This is a genomic window from Streptomyces sp. NPDC027189 (genome assembly GCF_055566975.1).
Genome location: NZ_JBVHRI010000003.1, coordinates 192641 through 213121 on the forward strand (window position 1 = coordinate 192641; position 20481 = coordinate 213121).

General features: G+C 70.1%; 15 protein-coding genes and 1 pseudogene. 9 read left to right on the forward strand and 7 right to left on the reverse strand.

The features are described 5' to 3' along the window. Window positions 1-126 precede the first annotated feature (126 nt). From tkt to pgl, 5 genes are read left to right on the forward strand one after another with little or no spacing between them, the layout of a single operon-like run. Window positions 127-2214, forward strand: coding sequence for a transketolase (gene tkt / locus ACZ4RZ_RS08735; protein WP_467743264.1), 2088 nt, complete (start codon window positions 127-129; stop codon window positions 2212-2214). 34 nt (window positions 2215-2248) lie between these two features. Continuing rightward, window positions 2249-3367 carry a transaldolase gene (gene tal / locus ACZ4RZ_RS08740; RefSeq protein WP_467743265.1) on the forward strand — a complete coding sequence of 373 codons (1119 nt, stop codon included), beginning with the start codon at window positions 2249-2251 and terminating at the stop codon, window positions 3365-3367. 4 nt (window positions 3368-3371) lie between these two features. Further along, window positions 3372-4895: a glucose-6-phosphate dehydrogenase gene (gene zwf / locus ACZ4RZ_RS08745; RefSeq protein ID WP_467743266.1), complete on the forward strand. Its 1524-nt coding sequence runs from the start codon at window positions 3372-3374 to the stop codon at window positions 4893-4895. Next, on the forward strand, window positions 4892-5929 hold the full coding sequence (gene opcA, locus ACZ4RZ_RS08750) for a glucose-6-phosphate dehydrogenase assembly protein OpcA (RefSeq protein WP_467743267.1): 1038 nt from the start codon (window positions 4892-4894) through the stop codon (window positions 5927-5929). Before zwf ends, opcA begins: the two co-directional genes overlap by 4 nt. Further along, window positions 5926-6708 carry a 6-phosphogluconolactonase gene (gene pgl, locus ACZ4RZ_RS08755; RefSeq protein ID WP_467743268.1) on the forward strand — a complete coding sequence of 261 codons (783 nt, stop codon included), beginning with the start codon at window positions 5926-5928 and terminating at the stop codon, window positions 6706-6708. The genes opcA and pgl overlap by 4 nt, the downstream gene beginning before the upstream one ends. A 384-nt stretch (window positions 6709-7092) precedes the next feature. On the opposite strand, the gene ACZ4RZ_RS08760 is transcribed toward pgl, so the two are convergent. From ACZ4RZ_RS08760 to ACZ4RZ_RS08780, 5 genes are all read right to left on the reverse strand, one after another. After that, on the reverse strand, window positions 7093-7932 hold the full coding sequence (locus ACZ4RZ_RS08760) for a carbohydrate ABC transporter permease (RefSeq protein WP_467743269.1): 840 nt from the start codon (window positions 7930-7932) through the stop codon (window positions 7093-7095). Then, window positions 7929-9287 carry an ABC transporter permease gene (locus ACZ4RZ_RS08765; RefSeq protein ID WP_467743270.1) on the reverse strand — a complete coding sequence of 453 codons (1359 nt, stop codon included), beginning with the start codon at window positions 9285-9287 and terminating at the stop codon, window positions 7929-7931. The genes ACZ4RZ_RS08760 and ACZ4RZ_RS08765 overlap by 4 nt, the downstream gene beginning before the upstream one ends. Window positions 9288-9292: 5 nt before the next feature. Next, entirely contained in the window at window positions 9293-10618 is a 1326-nt protein-coding gene (locus ACZ4RZ_RS08770; RefSeq protein ID WP_467743271.1) for an ABC transporter substrate-binding protein, read from the reverse strand. A 55-nt stretch (window positions 10619-10673) separates the two neighbouring features. Continuing rightward, entirely contained in the window at window positions 10674-12347 is a 1674-nt protein-coding gene (locus ACZ4RZ_RS08775; RefSeq protein WP_467743272.1) for a glycoside hydrolase family 13 protein, read from the reverse strand. 162 nt (window positions 12348-12509) lie between these two features. Beyond that, window positions 12510-13781, reverse strand: a complete 1272-nt coding sequence (locus tag ACZ4RZ_RS08780; protein ID WP_467743273.1) for an ABC transporter substrate-binding protein — start codon at window positions 13779-13781, stop codon at window positions 12510-12512. Window positions 13782-13971: 190 nt separating this feature from the next. On the opposite strand from ACZ4RZ_RS08780, the gene ACZ4RZ_RS08785 reads away from it, so the two are divergent. From ACZ4RZ_RS08785 to ACZ4RZ_RS08800, 4 genes and pseudogenes are all read left to right on the forward strand, one after another. After that, window positions 13972-14487, forward strand: a complete 516-nt coding sequence (locus tag ACZ4RZ_RS08785) for a PadR family transcriptional regulator (protein ID WP_467743274.1) — start codon at window positions 13972-13974, stop codon at window positions 14485-14487. 143 nt (window positions 14488-14630) lie between these two features. Further along, window positions 14631-15284, forward strand: a pseudogene (locus tag ACZ4RZ_RS08790) (ABC transporter ATP-binding protein); the annotation flags it as partial. Window positions 15285-15289: 5 nt separating this feature from the next. Next, window positions 15290-15448, forward strand: coding sequence for a hypothetical protein (locus tag ACZ4RZ_RS08795; protein ID WP_467743275.1), 159 nt, complete (start codon window positions 15290-15292; stop codon window positions 15446-15448). A 6-nt stretch (window positions 15449-15454) separates the two neighbouring features. After that, complete coding sequence (locus tag ACZ4RZ_RS08800) at window positions 15455-17746, forward strand: ABC transporter permease (protein WP_467743276.1); 2292 nt, start codon at window positions 15455-15457, stop codon at window positions 17744-17746. Window positions 17747-17752: 6 nt separating this feature from the next. Here the strand turns inward: ACZ4RZ_RS08800 and ACZ4RZ_RS08805 are convergent, their stop codons facing one another. Together ACZ4RZ_RS08805 and pgi are read right to left on the reverse strand one after the other, a co-directional pair. Then, window positions 17753-18688: a DUF3824 domain-containing protein gene (locus ACZ4RZ_RS08805; RefSeq protein WP_467743277.1), complete on the reverse strand. Its 936-nt coding sequence runs from the start codon at window positions 18686-18688 to the stop codon at window positions 17753-17755. Window positions 18689-18783: 95 nt separating this feature from the next. Further along, entirely contained in the window at window positions 18784-20436 is a 1653-nt protein-coding gene (gene pgi, locus ACZ4RZ_RS08810) for a glucose-6-phosphate isomerase (RefSeq protein ID WP_467743278.1), read from the reverse strand. Window positions 20437-20481 lie beyond the last annotated feature (45 nt).

Genomic DNA, 20481 nt, shown 5'->3' on the forward strand with positions numbered 1-20481 from the left:
TCCCGGCAGTCTGGAATGAGTCGAAAAAACGCACGTACTTACGGGGGTAGGCTCAACACCGCCGGTGGGCGCCCAGTGCACCGGCATTCGACATGCGTGACATGTGGAGAGGAGCCCTGACCCAGGGTGAGCACCAAGCCGACCACCACAGACCTCGAGTGGACCGAGTTGGACCAGCGGGCCGTCGACACCGCCCGCGTCCTGGCCGCCGATGCCGTACAGAAGGTCGGCAACGGCCATCCCGGTACGGCGATGAGCCTGGCGCCCGCCGCGTACACCCTCTTCCAGAAGGTGATGCGGCATGACCCGGCGGACGCCGACTGGGTTGGACGCGACCGCTTCGTGCTGTCCGCGGGCCACTCGTCCCTGACCCTCTACACCCAGCTCTACCTGGCCGGCTTCGGCCTGGAGCTGGACGATCTGAAGGCCTTCCGTACGTGGGGCTCCAAGACGCCGGGTCACCCCGAGTACGGGCACACCACCGGAGTGGAGACCACGACCGGTCCGCTCGGCCAGGGTGTCGCCAACGCCGTGGGCATGGCGATGGCCTCCCGCTACGAGCGCGGTCTGTTCGACCCGGACGCCCCTCAGGGCGAGTCTCCGTTCGACCACTTCATCTACTGCATCGCCGGTGACGGCTGCCTCCAGGAGGGCATCTCCGCGGAGGCGTCCTCGCTGGCCGGGCACCAGAAGCTCGGCAACCTGGTCCTGCTGTGGGACGACAACCACATCTCGATCGAGGGCGACACCGAGACGGCCGTCTCCGAGGACACCGTCAAGCGGTACGAGGCGTACGGCTGGCACGTGCAGCGCGTCGCCCCGAAACCGGACGGCGACCTGGACCCGCACGCCATCTACAACGCGATCGAGGCCGCGAAGAAGGTGACGGACAAGCCGTCCTTCATCGCGATGCGCTCGATCATCGCCTGGCCCGCCCCGAACGCGCAGAACACCGAGGCCGCGCACGGCTCGGCGCTCGGCGACGACGAGGTCGCGGCCACCAAGCGCGTCCTCGGCTTCGACCCGGAGAAGTCCTTCGAGGTCGCCGACGAGGTCCTCTCGCACACCCGCCAGGCCCTCGACCGCGGCCGCGAGGCCAAGGCCGAGTGGGAGAAGGGCTACGCCGCCTGGCGCACCGCCAGCCCGGAGCGCGCCGCCGAGTACGACCGCATCGCCGCGACCGAGCTGCCGGCCGGCTGGGAGGAGAAGCTCCCGGTCTTCGAGGCGGGCAAGGGCGTCGCCACGCGTGCCGCGTCCGGCAAGGTGCTCCAGGCGCTCGGCGCGGTCATCCCCGAGCTGTGGGGCGGCTCCGCCGACCTGGCGGGCTCGAACAACACCACGATCGACAAGAACTCCTCGTTCCTGCCGGCCGACAATCCGCTGCCGGGCGCCAACCCGTACGGCCGCACGATTCACTTCGGTATCCGCGAGCACTCCATGGCCGCGGAGATGAACGGCATCGCGCTGCACGGCAACACCCGCATCTACGGCGGCACCTTCCTGGTGTTCTCCGACTACATGCGCAACGCCGTGCGCCTGTCCGCGCTGATGCACGTGCCGGTGACGTACGTGTGGACGCACGACTCCATCGGCCTCGGCGAGGACGGTCCCACCCACCAGCCGGTCGAGCACCTCGCCTCGCTGCGCGCCATCCCCGGCCTCAACGTCGTCCGTCCCGCGGACGCGAACGAGACCGCGATCGCCTGGCGCGAGATCCTCAAGCGCTACACGAAGGTGTTCGGCAAGGGCGCCCCGCACGGCCTCGCGCTGACCCGCCAGGGCGTGCCGACGTACGAGCTCAACGAGGATACGGCGAAGGGCGGTTACGTGCTCTTCGAGGCCGAGGGCGGCGAGCCGCAGGTCATCCTCATCGCCACGGGTTCCGAGGTGCACGTGGCCGTCGAGGCGCGCGAGCAGCTCCAGGCCGACGGTGTGCCGACGCGGGTCGTGTCCATGCCGTGCGTGGAGTGGTTCGAGGAGCAGGACCAGGGGTACCGGGACAGCGTCCTGCCGCCGTCGGTGAAGGCGCGCGTCTCGGTCGAGGCCGGTATCGGTCTGACCTGGCACCGGTTCGTCGGGGACGCGGGACGCATTGTTTCGCTGGAGCACTTCGGTGCTTCGGCCGACGGCAAGGTGCTCTTCCGTGAATTCGGTTTCACTGCCGAGAACGTCGCCAATGCCGCCCGGGAATCGATCGCCGCAGCCCAGCGCTGACGCTGATATACGACACGTAGGAGATGCAATTTCCATGACAGACGCACTCAAGCGCCTCTCCGAAGAAGGCGTCGCGATCTGGCTGGACGACCTGTCGCGCAAGCGGATCACGTCCGGCAATCTCGCCGAACTGATCGACCAGCAGCACGTCGTGGGCGTCACCACCAACCCGTCGATCTTCCAGAAGGCGATCAGCAGCGGCGACGGTTACGAGCAGCAGCTCGCGGACCTCGCCGCCCGCAAGGTCACCGTCGAAGAAGCGATCCGCATGATCACGACGGCGGACGTCCGTGACGCCGCCGACATCCTGCGTCCGGTCTTCGACGCGACCGGCGGCCAGGACGGGCGCGTATCGATCGAGGTCGACCCGCGTCTGGCGCACAACACCAAGGCGACCATCGCCGAGGCCAGGCAGCTGGCCTGGCTGGTGGACCGTCCCAACACCCTGATCAAGATCCCGGCCACCAAGGCGGGTCTCCCGGCGATCACCGAGACCATCGGCCTCGGCATCAGCGTCAACGTCACGCTGATCTTCTCGCTGGAGCGCTACGGCGAGGTCATGGACGCGTACATCTCCGGCCTGGAGAAGGCCAAGGAGCGCGGCCTGGACCTGTCGAAGATCCACTCCGTGGCGTCCTTCTTCGTGTCCCGCGTGGACACCGAGATCGACAAGCGGATCGACGCGCTGGGCACCGACGAGGCCAAGGCCGCCCGCGGCAAGGCCGGTGTCGCCAACGCGCGCCTCGCCTACCAGGCGTACGAGGAGGTCTTCTCCTCCGACCGCTGGGCCGCCCTCGACAAGGCGCAGGCCAACAAGCAGCGTCCGCTGTGGGCCTCGACCGGCGTCAAGGACAAGGCGTACAAGGACACCCTGTACGTCGACGAGCTGGTGGCGCCGAACACGGTGAACACCATGCCGGAGGCCACTCTTGAGGCCACCGAGGACCACGGGCAGATCACCGGCAACACCATCGCCGGTACGTACGAGCAGTCCCGCGCCGAGCTCGACGCGGTCGAGAAGCTCGGGATCTCGTACAACGACGTGGTCCAGCTCCTGGAGGACGAGGGCGTCGACAAGTTCGAGGCGTCCTGGAACGACCTGCTCAAGTCCACAGAGGCAGAGCTCGAACGCCTCGCCCCCTCGGAGGGCTGAAACCTTGTCAAGCAGCAACCCGCTGCGTGACCCCGCAGACCGACGGCTCCCGCGTATCGCGGGGCCGTCGGGCCTGGTCATCTTCGGCGTCACGGGCGATTTGTCACGTAAAAAGCTGATGCCTGCCGTGTACGACCTCGCCAACCGGGGTCTGCTGCCGCCGGGCTTCTCGCTCGTCGGCTTCGCACGCCGTGAGTGGGCCAACGAGGACTTCGCCCAGGAGGTCCACGACGCGGTCAAGGAGCACGCCCGGACACCCTTCCGCGAGGAGGTCTGGCAGCAGCTCGTCCAGGGCATGCGCTTCGTGCAGGGCACCTTCGACGACGACGACGCCTTCGAACGGCTGCGCTCCACCATCGACGAGCTGGACAAGGCGCAGGGCACGGGCGGCAACTTCGCCTTCTACCTCTCCGTGCCGCCGTCCGCCTTCCCGGTGGTCATCAAGCAGCTGAAGAAGCACCGCCTGGCCGAGCAGTCGAACGGCTCCTGGCGCCGCGCGGTCATCGAGAAGCCCTTCGGCCACGACCTCAAGTCGGCCGAGGAGCTCAACGCGGTCGTCCACGAGGTCTTCGCGCCCGACCAGGTCTTCCGCATCGACCACTACCTGGGCAAGGAGACCGTCCAGAACATCCTGGCGCTCCGCTTCGCCAACACGATGTTCGAGCCGATCTGGAACCGGTCCTTCGTCGACCACGTGCAGATCACGATGGCCGAGGACATCGGCATCGGCGGCCGCGCCGGCTACTACGACGGCATCGGCGCCGCGCGGGACGTCATCCAGAACCACCTGCTCCAGCTGATGGCCCTCACGGCCATGGAGGAGCCCGCCTCCTTCGGCGCGGACGCGCTCGCCGCCGAGAAGACCAAGGTGCTCGGCGCCGCCAAGCTGCCGAAGGACCTGGGCAAGAACAGCGTCCGGGGGCAGTACGCGGCGGGCTGGCAGGGCGGCGAGAAGGTCGTCGGCTACCTCCAGGAAGACGGCATCGACCCCAAGTCGAAGACCGACACGTACGCCGCGATCAAGGTGGAGATCGACAACCGCCGCTGGGCGGGCGTCCCCTTCTACCTGCGCACCGGCAAGCGCCTCGGACGCCGCGTCACCGAGATCGCGGTCGTCTTCCAGCGCGCCCCGCACTCCCCCTTCGACCACACGGCGACGGAGGAGCTGGGCCAGAACGCGATCGTCTTCCGCGTCCAGCCCGACGAGGGCGTCACGGTCCGCTTCGGCTCCAAGGTGCCAGGCACCTCGATGGAGATCCGGGACGTCTCGATGGACTTCGCGTACGGCGAGTCCTTCACCGAGTCGAGCCCGGAGGCCTACGAGCGCCTGATCCTGGACGTCCTGCTGGGCGACTCGAACCTCTTCCCGCGCACCGAGGAGGTCGAGCTGTCCTGGAAGATCCTCGACCCGATCGAGGAGTACTGGGACAAGCACGGCAAGCCCGCGCAGTACCCCGCGGGCACTTGGGGCCCCGTCGAGGCGGACGAAATGCTCGAGCGAGACGGACGGAGCTGGCGTCGCCCATGAAGACCGATCTCACGGACACCACGGCCAGCAAGATCAACAAGGCGCTCGTCCAGGGCCGCCGCGCCATCGGCACGCCCGCCGTCGGCATGGTCCTCACCCTCGTCATCGTCACCGACGAGGAGAACGCCTACGACGCCCTGAAGGCCGCCAACGAGGCCTCGCGCGAGCACCCCTCGCGCACCCTCGTGGTCATCAAGCGCGTCTCGCGCTCGCCCCGCGACCGCACGAAGTCGCGCCTGGACGCCGAGGTGCGGCTCGGCGCGGAGGCCGGCACCGGCGAGACGGTGGTGCTGCGCCTGTACGGCGAGGTCGTCAACCACGCCCAGTCGGTCGTCCTGCCGCTGCTGCTGCCGGACGCGCCCGTCGTCGTCTGGTGGCCGGTGAACGCGCCGCTCGACCCGGCCAAGGACCCGCTCGGCGCGCTCGGCCAGCGCCGCGTGACCGACACCTACGCGGCCGAGGCGCCGGTTCGGGAGCTGAGCGCCCGCGCCGACGCCTACACACCGGGCGACACCGACCTCTCCTGGACCCGCATCACGCCCTGGCGCTCGATGCTGGCCGCGGCCCTGGACCAGGTCACCTGCGAGGTGGACGCGGTCGAGGTGGAGGGCGAGGAGTTCAACCCGAGCTGCGAGCTGCTCGCCATGTGGCTCGCGGACCGCCTCGACGTGCCCGTCAAGCGCTCCCTGTCCTCCGGTCCCGGCCTCACCGCCGTCCGGATGGACACGAGTTGCGGCCCGATCGTCCTGGACCGCGCCGACGGCTCCCTGGCCACCCTGTCCATCCAGGGTCAGCCCGACCGCGCGGTGGCGCTCAAGCGCCGCGAGACGTCCGAGCTGATCGCGGAGGAGCTGCGCCGCCTCGACCCGGACGACACGTACGCGTCGGCGCTGCGGTACGGAGTGGACCGCCTGAACGCGCCGGAGGCGGAGGCCTCCGCCTCCGAGGGAACCGCGACGAAGGCCTCCGCCAAGACTCCGGCCAAGAAGGCCGCGGCCAAGAAGGCTCCCGCGAAGAAGGCGGCCGCAAAGTGAGCACTCCGCAGCTCGTCGTCCACCACGACAAGGAGCTGATGGCCCAGGCCGCCGCGGCCCGGCTGATCACGAAGATCGTGGACGCGCAGGCCTCGCGCGGCTACGCCTCGGTCGTGCTCACCGGCGGCCGCAACGGCAACGGCCTCCTGGCCGCGTTGGCCGCCGCGCCCGCGCGGGACGCCATCGACTGGGGCCGCCTCGACCTGTGGTGGGGCGACGAGCGGTTCCTGCCCGAGGGCGACCCGGACCGCAACGACACACAGGCCCGTGCGGCGCTGCTGGACTCGGTGCCGCTGGACCCCGCGCGGGTGCACCCGATGCCGGCGTCCGACGGTCCGTACGGCGCCGACGTGGACGCGGCGGCGGAAGCGTACGCCGCCGAGCTCACGAAGGCCTCCGGGCCCGAGAACCACGGTTCCGTGCCGACCTTCGACGTCCTGATGCTGGGCGTCGGTCCCGACACCCACGTGGCCTCACTCTTCCCGGAGCTCCCCGCGGTGCGGGAGACGGAGCGGACGGTGGTCGGCGTACACGGCGCACCGAAGCCCCCGCCGACCCGGATCTCCCTCACCCTGCCCGCGATCCGCTCCGCCCGCGAGGTGTGGCTGCTGGCAGCGGGCGAGGACAAGGCCCAGGCGGCAGCGATCGCCCTGTCGGGCGCGGGCGAGGTCCAGGCCCCGGCAGCGGGCGCCTACGGCCGCTCCCGCACCCTGTGGCTCCTGGACGCGGCAGCGGCCGCCCAGCTGCCTCGCTCGCTGTATCCGCCGGCTTCGCCCTGAGCCCTCGGCTTCCGTACTCGGCTCCACCAGAAGGCCCCAGGTCAGCGACCTGGGGCCTTCTGTGTCCATGGAGTCGCCCCCGCCGCCCCTACCCGTCCCATCCCTGGGGGCTGCCCCCAGACCCCCCTAAAGGATTGCGCAGTTCCCCGCGCCCCTTTCAGGGGCGCGGGGAACTGCGCGAACGGCCCCCACCCACCCGCAGCCAAAGAAACCGGGGCGGGCGGGGGATCGGGGCGAAGCCCCGCCGAAGGGGCGCGGGGAACTGCGCGAGCAACCCCCACCGGCCCGCAGCCGACGAACCGGCCTACGGGGTCTGGGGCGGAGCCCCAGAAGGATGGGACGGGTAGGGGCGGAGGGGGCGAAAACCCCGTAGGGCCCACCCCGTCACTTCACCGACCCCGCCATCACCCCCTGCACAAAGTGCCGCTGGAAAGCGAAGAACACGACCACCGGTACCACCAGGGACAGAAACGCCCCCGGCGCCAGCACGTCGATGTTGCTCCCGAACTGTCGTATCTGGGACTGGAGTTGAACGGTCAGCGGCTGGGAGGAGCTGTCGGCGAAGAGCAGTGCGACCAGCATGTCGTTCCAGACCCAGAGGAATTGGAAGATGGCCAGGCTGGCGATGGCCGGCCGCCCCACCGGCAGCACGAGCCGCGTGAAGATACGCCACTCGGTGCCGCCGTCCATGCGTGCCGCCTCCAGCATCTCCCGAGGCATCTCCGCGAAGTAGTTGCGCAGCAGGAAGATCGCGAACGGCAGCCCGTACGACACGTGGAAGAGGACGACACCCGGAATCGTGCCGAACAGGCCCAGCTGGCCGAAGAGTTTGGCCACCGGCAGCAGACCGATCTGCACCGGCACCACCAGCAACGCGACCACCAGCAGGAAGAGCGGTTCGCGCCCCGGGAAGTCCAGCCACGCGAAGGCGTATCCGGCGAGCGCGGCGAGGACGACGACGAGGAAGGTCGCCGGGACGGAGATCAGTACGGTGTTCCAGAACGCCCGCGTCATTCCCGAATTGCCCAGCAGCGCCGAGTAGTTGTCGAAGGACAGCTGCCCGGGGCTCCGCAAAGCGGTCCACCAGCCGCCCTTCGCCGTGTCCTGAGCGGATCGAAGCGAGGACAGGAACAGTCCCGCGAGCGGGGTGAGCCACACCAGACCCACGACGACGAGAAACGCCTGCACCAGGCTGTTGCCGAGCCCTCGCCTGAGCGCGTTCATCGTTGACTCCCTCGGAAACGGCGGACGTTGATGACCATGGCGGGGATGACGAGAAGCAGGAGCAGCACACCCAGCGCGCTGCCCAGGCCCTGGTTGTTGCCGCCGCCGAAGGACACCAGCCACATCTGGGTGGCCAGTACGGTGGCGTCCTCCTGCACCGGGCCCGGCGCGATGATGTAGACGAGGTCGAAGACCTTCATCACGTTGATGACCAGCGTCACGAAGACCACGGTGAGGACGGGCCCGAGCAGCGGGACGGTGATCCGGCGGAAGATCTGCCACTCGTTCGCCCCGTCGATCCGGGCCGCCTCCAGGGCGTCGCGCGGCAGCGCGGCGAGCCCCGCGCCGATCAGGACCATCGCGAAGCCGGTCCAGATCCACAGATAGGCGCCGATGATGGCGGGCGTGACGAGCGCGGGTCCCAGCCAGGAGACGCCCTCGTACGGCGGGGCGAAGTTCGACGCGGGCAGCCGCACGGTGTACGAGCCCGAGCCGAGATCCTGGAAACGGAAGGAGCCGTCGGCCGCGGTGGTGGTGCTCTCGACCGTCCTCCCGTCGCGCACCGCCTCGACCTTCATCTCCGGCAGCCCGCTCTCCTGCCGGTCGACCTTGCCCTGCTTCCCTCCCCCGCCGCGCGTGAAGTCCAGATAGACGACGCCACGTACCTCGTCGACGGCAGCCTTCCGCGCCGACGCCGGGTACGCGGGCCGCGTGCCCTGCGGCAGGTCCTTCGGGAGGACGCCGACCAGACCGAGGTCGATGGTGTGGCCGGGGGACGCGGCAGCGGTCGTACGGTACGAGCCGTCGGCGCCCTTGGTCAGGCCCTGGCCCTCGCGGGCGCGGGCGGTCGGATACGACGACGTGCCCTTGAAGGCGTCGTGCACGGAGACGACGGCGGCGTTCAGAACGCCCTTGTCGGGGTCCTCGTCGTAGGCGAGCCGGAAGATGATGCCCGCGGCGAGGAAGGAGACGGCCATCGGCATGAACAGCAGCAGCTTGAACGCCGTTGCCCAGCGCACCTTTTCGACGAGGACGGCGAGGATCAGGCCGAGCCCGGTGAGCAGGGCCGGTGCGACGACCACCCAGATCGCGGTGTTGCGGACGGCCTTGAGCGTGGCGGGGTCGCGGAACATCTCGGTGTAGTTGTCACCGCCCACGAACCGGGTGCCGGACGCGTCGAAGAAACTGCGGCCCACCGAGAACAGCACCGGGTAGACGACGAGCGCGCCGAGCAGGAGCAGGGCGGGGAAGACGAAGGCGAGGGCGATGACCCGGCCGCGTCGCCGGGCCCGCCGCCGGCGGTCGGCCATGGTGACCGGCGGCGGGCTCGCCTCTTTGAGGAGGGTGGCAGTCATGGAGATCAGCCCTGGTACGCCTTGGCCGCCGCGCTCTCGAGCTTGGCCGCGGTCCCCTTGGGGTCGGACGGGTCGCGCAGGAAGTCCTGGAGGAGCTTCCACTCGCCGGCGCCCTTGGTGCCGCCGAACGCGGCCGGGGCCTGGTCGGACATGTCGAAGCGGACCGAATCCCCGGCGGCGACAAGGGACTTGGCGGTCTCGCGGGTGACGTCGTCGCCGTAGGAGGCGAGGTCGAGCTTCTTGTTCGGGGAGAGGAAGCCGCCCGCCTCGGCCCAGACAGCGGATGCCTCCGGGGTCGCCAGGTACTCCAGGAACTTCATGGCGGCCTTCTGGTTCTTGCCGTCCTTGAGGACCACGGCCGCGTCGCCGCCGCTGACCACAGGCGCCTTGCCGCCGCCGACCGCGGGGAAGGGGAAGAAGTTCGCGTCCTGGCCGATCTTCTTGCCGAACTGGTCCTTGGCGACCCCGGCGACGAAGTCACCTTCGTAGACCATGCCGGCCTCGGGCTTCGGTCCGAAGACCTTCTCTACGGAGCCGGGGAAGTCGGTGTTCAGTGCCTCCTTCTGGCCGCCGGCCATCAGCTGCTTGTCCTTGAAGAGCTTGCCGAGGGTGGTGAGGGCCTTCACCACGGTCGGGTCGGTCCACTTGATCTTGTGGGCGGCCAGGGCGTCGTACTTCTCGGGTCCGGCCTGGGAGAGGTAGATGTTCTCGAACCAGTCGGTGAGCGTCCAGCCGTCCTGTCCGGCGACGGAGAATGCCGAGAGGCCCGACTCGGAGACGGTGTGCCCGGCCTTCAGCATCGCGTCGTACGTCGTCGGCGGCTTGACGCCCGCCTGGTCGAGGGCATCGGGGCTGTACCAGACGGTCGACTTGTGGGCGGCCTTGAAGTACAGGCCGTACAGCGTGCCGTCGACGCTGCCGTAGTTCTTCCACACGCTCGCGTAGTTGCTGTCGACGGACTGCGCGGTGGTCTTGGACAGCGGCTTGAGCCAGCCCTCCTTCGCGAACTGCTGGAGCACGCCGACCTGCGGGACCATCACCACGTCGGGGGCGTTGCCGCCCTCGATCTTGCTGCCGACGACGGTGGAGACGTTGTCGCCGGTGGACATGAACTGGGTCTTGGCGCCGGTCTTCTCGGTGAAGGCGTCCAGGACCTTCTGGAAGTTCTTCTGCTCACTGCCGGACCAGACACCGGCCACGGTGATCGTCTGGCCGCTGAGCGCCTTTCCGCCGCCTCCCGCGGCGACGGGCCCGCCTCCACAGGCGGTCGCGCCGAGGGCCAGAGCGAGGGCGGTGCAGCTCGCGAGCAGGGTCGTACGTCGTCGCATCATCGTTGATGTCCCTTTCAGGGCAGGGGAATTGACGGGAATCGGAGGAAGGTGACGCTCAGGGATTCGTGCAGTCGCTGATCCACCAGGCGGTCGTCGAGCCGGGCAGGACGCCGGCCGGACAGGGTCCGCTGGACAGCAAGGGGGTGCCGGAGACCGGCGCGGGGGTCGGGGCCGTTCCGAAGTTGACGGCGCACACCAGGCCGTCACCGCGGACGAAGGCGAGGACGCCGGGCGGCGCTTCCAGCCAGCGCAGCGCGCCCTCGCCCAACTGCGGGAGTCCGGCGCGCAGTTGGAGTCCGTCGCGGTAGAGATGCCAGAAGGAGCGGGTGTCGGCGAGGGCCCGGTCGGTGGCGTACTCGGCGAAGTAGGCCGGCTGCGGCAGCCACGGCTTGGCGCTCTCGGCGCCCGAGGTGAAGCCGAACGGCGAGGCGTGCCCGGACCACGGCAGCGGCACCCGGCAGCCGTCGCGGATACGGGCGCGGCTGCCCGTGCGGCGGAAGATCGGGTCGGTCAGCACGTCGTCGGGCAGGTCGACGACCTCGGGCAGTCCGAGCTCCTCGCCCTGGTAGATGTACGCGGCTCCGGGCAGCGCCAGCATCAGCAGCGCGGCGGCGCGGGCGCGGGCGGCGCCGAGGCCGCTGCCCTCGGTGCCGAGCTCGCCGTACCGGGTGACCGTGCGGACCTGGTCGTGGTTGTTGAGGACCCAGGTGACCGTCGATCCGGTGCCGGCTATGTCCTGCATGGCCTCGGAGATGACCTTGCGGAAGGCGTCGGCGTTCCAGGGTGCGCTGAGCAGGTCGAAGAAGAAGGCCTGGTGGAGCTCGTCGGGGCGTACGTACTGGGCGTGTTCGCGGGCCGTCGGCACCGAGACCTCGCCGACCAGCAGCCGGTCGCGGCCGTCGCGCTCGGTGTACTCCTCGCAGACGGCCCGCCAGTGTCGCCACACGTCGTGCACCTCGGGCCGGTTCCAGGCCAGCGGGTTGACCGAGTCACGGGTGCGGGCGTCGACCTCCGGGTCGGGCGAGTCGGGCAGGTCGGGGTGCTTGAAGAGACCGGCGGCCACGTCGATGCGGAAGCCGTCGACGCCCCGGTCGAGCCAGAACCGCAGCACCTGGTCGAAATGGGCGCCGACCTCGGGATTGCGCCAGTTCAGGTCGGGCTGCTCGGAGGTGAACATGTGCAGGTACCACTGGCCGGGCCGGCCGTCCGCCTCGGTGACGCGGGACCAGGCGGGTCCGCCGAACATGGCGTGCCAGTTGTTGGGCGGCTCGGCGCCGTCCGGGCCGCGTCCGTCGGCGAAGTGGAAGCGGGCGCGGGCCGCGCTGCCGGGCTCCGCCACGAGGGCGTCGCGGAACCACGGGTGCTCGCTGGAGCAGTGGTTGGGGACGATGTCCAGGAGCACTTTGATGCCGAGGCGACGGGCGTCGGTCATCAGCAGGTCGAACTCGGCGAGGTCCCCGAAGAGCGGGTCCACGTCACAGTAGTCGGCGACGTCGTAGCCGTGGTCGTGCTGCGGCGAGGGGTAGAAGGGGCTGAGCCAGATGCCGTCGACCCCGAGCTTCTTGAGGTACGGCATGCCCGCCCGGACTCCGGCGAGATCGCCGATGCCGTCCCCGGTGCTGTCCAGGAAGCTGCGGACGTACACCTGGTAGATCACTGCGTCGCGCCACCAGCGGTGCGTGTTGAGGGTCACCCGTTGACCTGTCTGTGCGTGCCGTCGGTTATGCATGCATGTTAAGTAGGCGTGTCGCACAGGTGTCAACGAGTAGGCAGCAGCAACTGGGAAGTTGGGGATTTATATGCTGACTTTTCAGACACAAAACCCGGAGATGGGATGCTCCCGTTACCTAACAAGTAACTACTGAGGCGCTACCAGGGCAGCACCGGGGTGCTAGCGGTGCGAGATGGCCGCCAGCTCGCGGGCCAGCCGCCGTACCGCCACGGAGGGCGTCTCGTAGCCCGCCATCGCGTCGTGCACGACGGCCTGCACGGCCAGGCTGACCTGGTCGTAGCGCGGGCTCTTGGGGCGCGGGGCTGCCGCGAGGACGCTCGCGCGCAGCGTGGGCAGATAGGGGAACTCCCGGATCAGCTCCGGGTCCCGGTAGAGCGCGGCCCGTACGGGCGGCAGCGCGCCCTTGGTGAGGACCTGGCGCTGCGCCCGCTCGGTGGTGAGGTACGCGATCAGACGCGCGGCCGAATCCGGGTGCCGCGCATGGGCGTTGACGGCGAGGTTGGAGCCGCCGAGCACGCTCGCGCCCGGTCCGTCGGGTCCGGGCAGGGGTACGGCGCCGATCTTCCCGGCGACCGCCGATCCCTTGCCGGAGGCGCTGACATAGGCGTAGGGCCAGTTGCGCAGAAAGAGGAGGTGGCCGTCCTGGAAGGCCTGCTTGGACTCCTCTTCCTTGTACGTCAGCGCCTTCTTCGGGATCCAGCCGTCGCGCACGCCGTCGGCGAGGAATCCGATGCCCTCGCGGGCCGCCTCCGAGTTCACGGTGACGCGTTCGCCCTCGTCGCCGAGGATCGTGCCGCCCGCCGAGTACACCGCCTCCGCCGCGTTCACGGTGAGCCCCTCGTAGGGCAGGAACTGCCCGGCGTAGCCGTCGAGTCCGTACTTCGGGGCGATGGTCCTCGCCTGCCGCTCCAGCTCGGCCCAGGTCCGCGGTGGCGCGACACCCTCCTTTGCGAGGACGTCCTTGCGGTACAGGAGGAGTCCCGCGTTGGTGACGTAGGGGACCGCGTACAGCCTGCCGTCGTACGTCGCCGTGTCCACGACCGGCGGCAGGAAACTGCCCAGTGGGAAACGGTCGCGGTCCAGCGGGGAGATCCAGCCCGCGGCGGCGAACTCCGAAGTCCAGGCGACGTCGATGTTGAGGACGTCGAAGCGGCTTCTGCCGCCGCCGCGCAGGTCGGTCGTCATCTGCGCATGCGTCTCGTCGGCGGAGTCCGGGAGTTCGACGAGGGTGACCTTCTCGCCGGGGTGAGTACGGTTCCACCCTTCGAGCAGCGGTCCCAGATAGCCGGTGAGGTCACCCGCGGTCGCCAGCGTGAGCGGGCCGCGACCGGCGCCGTGCGCCCCGTCGGCGGGGCTGCCGGAGGCGACGTAACCGGTCAGGACCACCGCGGCGACCAGGAGGCCCCTACCGGCGGCACGTATCCACCGCATAGGTTCCTCCCTGTACACCGGCGTCGGGCACCTTCGCCCGGCGTCAGTGGCCATGTATACCTGTTAGGTATGGGCGATACTAGGGCCTGCGACACATTGGCCCCCCGGCCGCAACGACCGGGCAACGGCCTGACATCGGTCTGACATCGGTCTGCGGCACATGACCAAGGGAGCGGGGAGGAGAGCACGGGTGCGGCTGCCCCTCCTGGCCCTGCTGGCGCGTGGCCCGGCCCACGGGTACGAGCTCAAGCAGGACCTTGAGCAACTGCTGGGCTCCGCGTACCCTCAGCCCAACGTCGGCCAGATCTATGTCACGCTCGGCCGCCTCGAGAAGTCGGGACTGATCGAGGGCGAGGAAGTCGAGCAGTCGAGCCGGCCCAACAAGAAGATCTACCACCTCACTGACGCCGGGCGCGAGGCGCTGCACGCCTGGTATCAGGAGACGGCGGACGAGCCGCGGGTACGGGACGAGTTCTTCATGAAGCTCGCGCTCGCCCCGACGACCGGCCTGGCCGACCAGATCGCTCTGATCAACAAGCAGCGGCGCCAGTATCTGAACACCATGCGCGACCTGTCGAAGCTCGCCGCGGCCGAGAACCGGGACAACCGCATCTCCCATCTGCTGATCGAGGGCGCCATGCTGCATCTGCAGGCCGATCTCGACTGGCTGGAGCGCTGCCAGGAGGAACTGGAGGAGCTGGAGTGAGCCACACCGCTCCTTTGCCGCGCGCCGAGGGTCCGGCTCCCTTGCCGCGCGCCGAGGGTCCGGCTCCCTTGCTGCGCGCCGGGGGTCTGGTCAAGACCCACTACGGCGAGGGCGCCCCGGCGCATGCCGTGCGCGGGGTGGATCTCGCCGTGCGCCAGGGCGAGTTCGTGGCCGTCACCGGCCCGTCCGGCGCCGGCAAGTCGACGCTGCTGCACCTCCTTGGCGGGCTTCAGCGGCCCGATTCCGGCAGCGTCTGGCTGGACGGCGAGTGCACGGACGCGTACAGCGAGGCGCGCTGGGCGGTGGAGCGCCGACGGCGCATCGGCATCGTCTTCCAGTTCTTCAACCTGGTCTCCAATCTGTCGGTCGCCGACAACGTGGAGCTGCCCGCGCTGCTCGCCGGGGTCTCCCCCAAACAGGCCCGCGCCGAACGCGAGCGGCTGCTGTCCGAGCTGGGTCTGGAGGGCAAGGGGCGCAGCATGCCGGGTGAGCTGTCCGGGGGCGAACAGCAGCGCGTCGCCCTGGCCCGGGCACTGGTCAACCATCCGTCCCTGCTGCTGGCCGACGAGCCCGCGGGCAGTCTGGACAGCAAGGGCACCCGCGAGGTGATGCGGCTGCTGTCCAGCTTCCACCAGCGCGGTCAGACCATCCTGCTGGTCACCCATGACGCACGGCTCGCCAGCGCCGCGGACCGTGTCATCAGCTTCTTCGACGGCCGCATCGCAGACGACGCGGAACTCGACGGCACCCCGTCGCGCGGCGCCGGGATATCCGGCGTGCTGGAACTGAGGGACTGAGCCAAGTGCGCGACCAGCTGCTGGCCCCTGTGCCGATGGACCGTCCCGTCGTACGCGAGCGCACGAACCCGCCCGCCCTACCCGGGCACGCCGACTCTCCCGCCGTACGCGGGCCTGTCGTATGCGACGTACGCCGGGCCGCCGTACGCGAGCCGAGGGACTGACCGGGCGTGCGGGCCACTCTGCGCTGGGCGCATGCCGATCTGCGGACGCATCGGGGCGAGGCACTGTTCATCGTGCTCGCCACCGCGGGGATCGTCGCCTCGCTGCTGCTGGCCGCGGCGCTCTTCGGATACGCGACGAACCCCTGGCAGCGTGTCTTCACGCAGTCGCACGGCGCCCATGTGTGGATCCACACCGGCGCGTCCGCCGACGCCGGGCGGCTCGCGAAGCTGGACGGGGTCGAGTCGGTGGCGGGCCCGTACCGCACCGCGTCCACCACCGTCGAGTCGCGCGGCACCCGCGCCTCCGTCGAGCTGCGCGGTGCCGTCGAGCCGCCCGCCACCGGTCGGCCGCTGCTCACCTCCGGCCACTGGCTCGACCCCGCCCGGCCCGACGGAGTCGTCCTGGAGGACAGCCTCGCCCGGGCGCTGTGGGCCGAGCCCGGGGACACCCTCACCGTGCCCGGCACCCGCCGGACCCTGACCGTCCTGGGCGTGGCCGACAGCGCCGAGCCCCGCTACAGCCCCGGCGAACGGTCGGGGCTCGTCTGGGCGCTGCCGTCCGCAGTGCAGAGCGCCGACGCACGCACCGGCCAGGTCATCGGCCTGCGCCTGACCGATCCGGGCGACACGGACTACGCGGTGCAGCGCGCGGTGACGGAACTCGGCGCCGGCGCGGTCACCCAGGTGTCGAACTGGCAGCAGGCCCGCGCCGAGGCCCAGGGCGACAACCGGCTGCTGGGGCAGGTGCTGGGCCTGTTCGGCCTCGGCGCGCTGGTCGCCGCCGCCCTCGCCGTGTACGGCGCGATCGGCACCCGTATCCGCGGCCACCTGCGGGATATCTCAGTGCTGAAGGCGATCGGTTTCACGCCCGCTCAGGTGGTGCGCATCTTCCTGATCCAGCACGTGGCGTACGCGTCCCTGGGCGCCCTGGTCGCCGCGGCGCTCACCCAGGCGCTGGGGAGCCGGATCCCGGGCCGCCTCGGAGACGCCGTGGGCGTGTGGCAGGGGCTGCCCGGTCATACCGCGGCGCTGTTCGCGGTACCGGTCGCCGCGGTGCTCTTCATCGGCGCGACGACCGGGGTGGCGGCGTGGCGGGCGGGTCGGGTGCCCCCCGTGCCGGTGCTGCGGGCGGCGGCACCGCCGGCCGGACGCCTGTCGGGCGTGGCGCGCCGGGCGCTCGGACTGCGGCTGCCGCCGGCGCTCGTGCTGGGCTGGCACCAGGCGTTCCCGCGCCGGCCGCGCTCGCTGGCCACGGTCGCCCGGCTCGCCCTGCCGCTGCTGCTGATCGTGGTGGCGCTGAGCGCGTGGACCACCATCGACCGCTTCCACAGCGAGCCCGAGCGGATCGGCCTCGCGGCCGCGCTCACGGCACACCCGGACGAGAACCTGGGCGATCCGGGAGCCCGCGCCCTGCTCGCCCGGAACGCACAGGTCACCGCTGTGCACCCGGGCGCCGAGGTGGCCGCCCTGGTTCCGGGCCAGACGGCCACGATCGCGCTGCGCGGGCTCGGCACGCGCCAGGACCCGTACCCGTTCACGCTGGCCGAAGGCCGCCCGGCCCACGAGCCCGACGAGGCGGTGGCCGGTCAGGGACTGCTCGATCTGCTGGACGTGCGCGTCGGTGACTGGGTGCGGATGACCGTCGGCGCGCACCCGCAGATCCTGCACATCGTCGGCCGCAGCATCGAGCCGGAGAACGGCGGCCGCGTCATCTCCACCTCGCTCGACACCCTCCGCGAGAACGACCCCGAGCTCCGCCCGACCCTCTACCAGCTCCAGCTGCGCCCCGGCGCCGACCCGGGCAAGGTCGCCGCCGAGCTGACCGCGGCGGGGCACGGACACCTGGACGTGCACGCCGTGACCAACCCGGCCGACGGTCTCTCACCGTTGCGCGGCGTCGTCGTCGGGCTGATCGCCGTACTGGCCCTCATCGGGCTCATCGAGCTGCTGACCGCGATCGGCGGCACCGTGCGCGAGGGCGAGCGGGATCTGCTCGCGCTCAAGGCCATCGGGCTGTCCCCCCGGCAGATCACCGCGGTCACCGTCACGGCCACCGCCTGCACGGCCCTGGCCGCGGTCCTCGCGGGTACGGCGCTGGGGCTGCCCCTCGCGCACTGGCTGATCGACGTCCAGGGGAAGTCGAGCGGCATCGGCGCCGGTATAGCCGGAGGGCCGTCCCTCCTGCTGCTGTCTCTGTTCGGCCTGGCCGCGGTGCTGGGCGCCGCCGCCCTCGCCGCGCTCCCCGCGGCCCGCTCCGCCCGACGACGGCTCGCGGACACGCTGAGCGCGGTGGCCTGACCTCGGTCAGGACCCGTACGGTCCTTGGCCGTACGGGTACGGGTACGGGTTCTGCGGTGTCCCCGGCGCATAGGGGTTGCCCTGCGGGTTCGGGGCGTGCGGGTGTGCCTGTGGGTGGGGGTACGCGGCGTACGGATTTCCCTGCGGCGGCACGAACCCATGGGGCGGTGGGTACGCGGGCGGATGCGCGGGGCGCAGCGTCGGCAGTGTCGCGGGATGCGCGCCCAGCCGGATCCCGTGCCGGCGGCGGAGCCGGTTCATCTCCAGGGCCGCTATGGCCGTGACCGTCACCGGCGCGCCCAGGATGAAGACGATCCCCAGCTTGAAGCTGAGCCCGTGCAGGTCACCGGTGACCAGGTCGGGAATGGCCATCAGCCAGGTCGTCACCATGGCGAGCAGCGGCGGCAGGCCGCGGTGCACGGCGGCGGAACCGAAGAAGTTCCCCGACAGCTGCACGGCTCCGTACATCAAGAAGCCGGTCAGCCACATCGCCACCAGGCCGAGGACCACCAGCGCGAAGCCCCCGAGCGAAATCAACAGCTGCCACAGCAGTACCGTCGCCACGACCATGCCGATGAAGAGCAGCAGCAGCTTGAGCGAGTTGAACAGGGACCCGCGCAGCTCGCGGATCCTCCCGGTGCGCCGCCAGACGAAGAGCATCACACCCACCGTCAGAGGTGTGATGAACAGCAGGACGACGGCCGCCGTCAGCATGTTCTCCAGAATCTCCGTGAAGTCGAACTTGCCCTCCACGAACGTGTACACGCCGAACGCCGCGACAGCCCCGGCGATGACGCGCACGCGTTTGAGCCGCTCCACGGACTGGTCGACGGACGGCGGAATCCACGCCGGGTGGAACACCGCCTGTGCTACTGCCTTGGGCTGCAGAATCGACGCCACCGACAGCCTGCCGCTCAGCCATCTTCCTCGCGAACCCGCCAACTCCCGCTCCCCCGAGCCCTCGGCACCGTGATCGCCGCGAAGTCTACGGGAAGCGGACGGACTCCCGCCGCCCGCTTTCCGTAGCCACGGCCGTCCTACCGGCCGCGCAGCTCACGGTACTTGGCCACCAGCGCTTTGGTGGACTCGTCCAGCCCGGGCACCTCCGCGCCGTCCGTCAGGGCCGGCTCGACGCGCTTGGCGAGGACCTTGCCGAGCTCGACGCCCCACTGGTCGAAGGAGTCGATGTTCCAGATCGCGCCCTGGACGAACACCTTGTGCTCGTAGAGGGCGATGAGTTGGCCCAGCACCGACGGGGTCAGCTCGCTCGCGAGGATGGTGGTCGTCGGGTGGTTGCCCTTGAACGTCTTGTGCGGCACCAGTTCCTCGGCCACACCCTCGGCGCGCACCTCGTCCGGCGTCTTGCCGAAGGCGAGCGCCTGGGTCTGGGCGAAGAAGTTGGCCATCAGCAGGTCGTGCTGGGCGACCAGACCCGGCAGCAGATCGGCGACCGGCTCGGCGAAGCCGATGAAGTCGGCCGGGATCAACTTCGTACCCTGGTGGATGAGTTGGTAGTAGGCGTGCTGCCCATTGGTGCCCGGCGTGCCCCACACCACAGGGCCCGTCTGCCACTCCACCTCGCGCCCGTCGCGGTCCACGGACTTGCCGTTGGACTCCATGTCCAACTGCTGCAAGTACGCGGTGAACTTGGACAGATAGTGCGAGTACGGCAGTACGGCGTGCGACTGGGCGTCGTGGAAGTTGCCGTACCAGATGCCCAACAGGCCGAGCAGCAGCGGCACGTTGGATTCGGCGGGGGCGGTGCGGAAGTGCTCGTCGACGAGATGGAACCCGTCGAGCATCTCCCGGAAGCGGTCCGGGCCGATGGCGATCATCAGCGACAGGCCGATCGCCGAGTCGTACGAGTAGCGCCCGCCGACCCAGTCCCAGAACTCGAACATGTTGGCCGTGTCGATGCCGAAGTCCGACACCTTCTCGGCGTTGGTCGACAGCGCCACGAAGTGCTTGGCGACGGCCTCCTGACCGGCCTTCAGCTCGGTCAGCAGCCAGTTGCGCGCGGAGGTCGCGTTGGTGATGGTCTCGATCGTGGTGAATGTCTTGGACGCGATGATGAACAGCGTCTCGGCCGCGTCCAGGTCCCGCACTGCCTCGTGCAGGTCGGCGCCGTCCACGTTCGACACGAAGCGGACCGTCAGATCGCGGTCGGTGAAGGAGCGCAGCACCTCGTACGCCATCGCGGGACCGAGGTCGGAGCCGCCGATGCCGATGTTCACGACGTTCCTGATGCGCTTGCCGGTGTGTCCGGTCCACTCACCCGAGCGGACGCGCTCGGCGAAGTCGGCCATCTTGTCGAGCACCGCGTGCACCGCCGGGACGACGTTCTCGCCGTCGACCTCGATGACCGCGTCGCGCGGGGCACGCAGCGCGGTGTGCAGCACCGCGCGGTCCTCGGTGACGTTGATCCTCTCGCCGCGGAACATGGCGTCCCGCAGTCCGAAGATGTCGGTCGCCGCGGCCAGGTCACGCAGCAGCCGCAGCGTCTCGTCGGTGACCAGGTGCTTGGAGTAGTCGACGTGCAGATCGCCGACCTGGAGTGTGTAGCCGGAGCCGCGCCCGGGATCGCTCGCGAACAGGTCCCGCAGATGGGTGTCCCCGAACTCCTCGCGGTGCTTGGCCAGAGCGGTCCACTCGGGCGTCTGGTTGAGCCTGGTACGGCTTTCTGCGTTCATCTCGGACTTCCGCCTCTTTCCTGCGTGTGCTGCGTACCTTGCCCC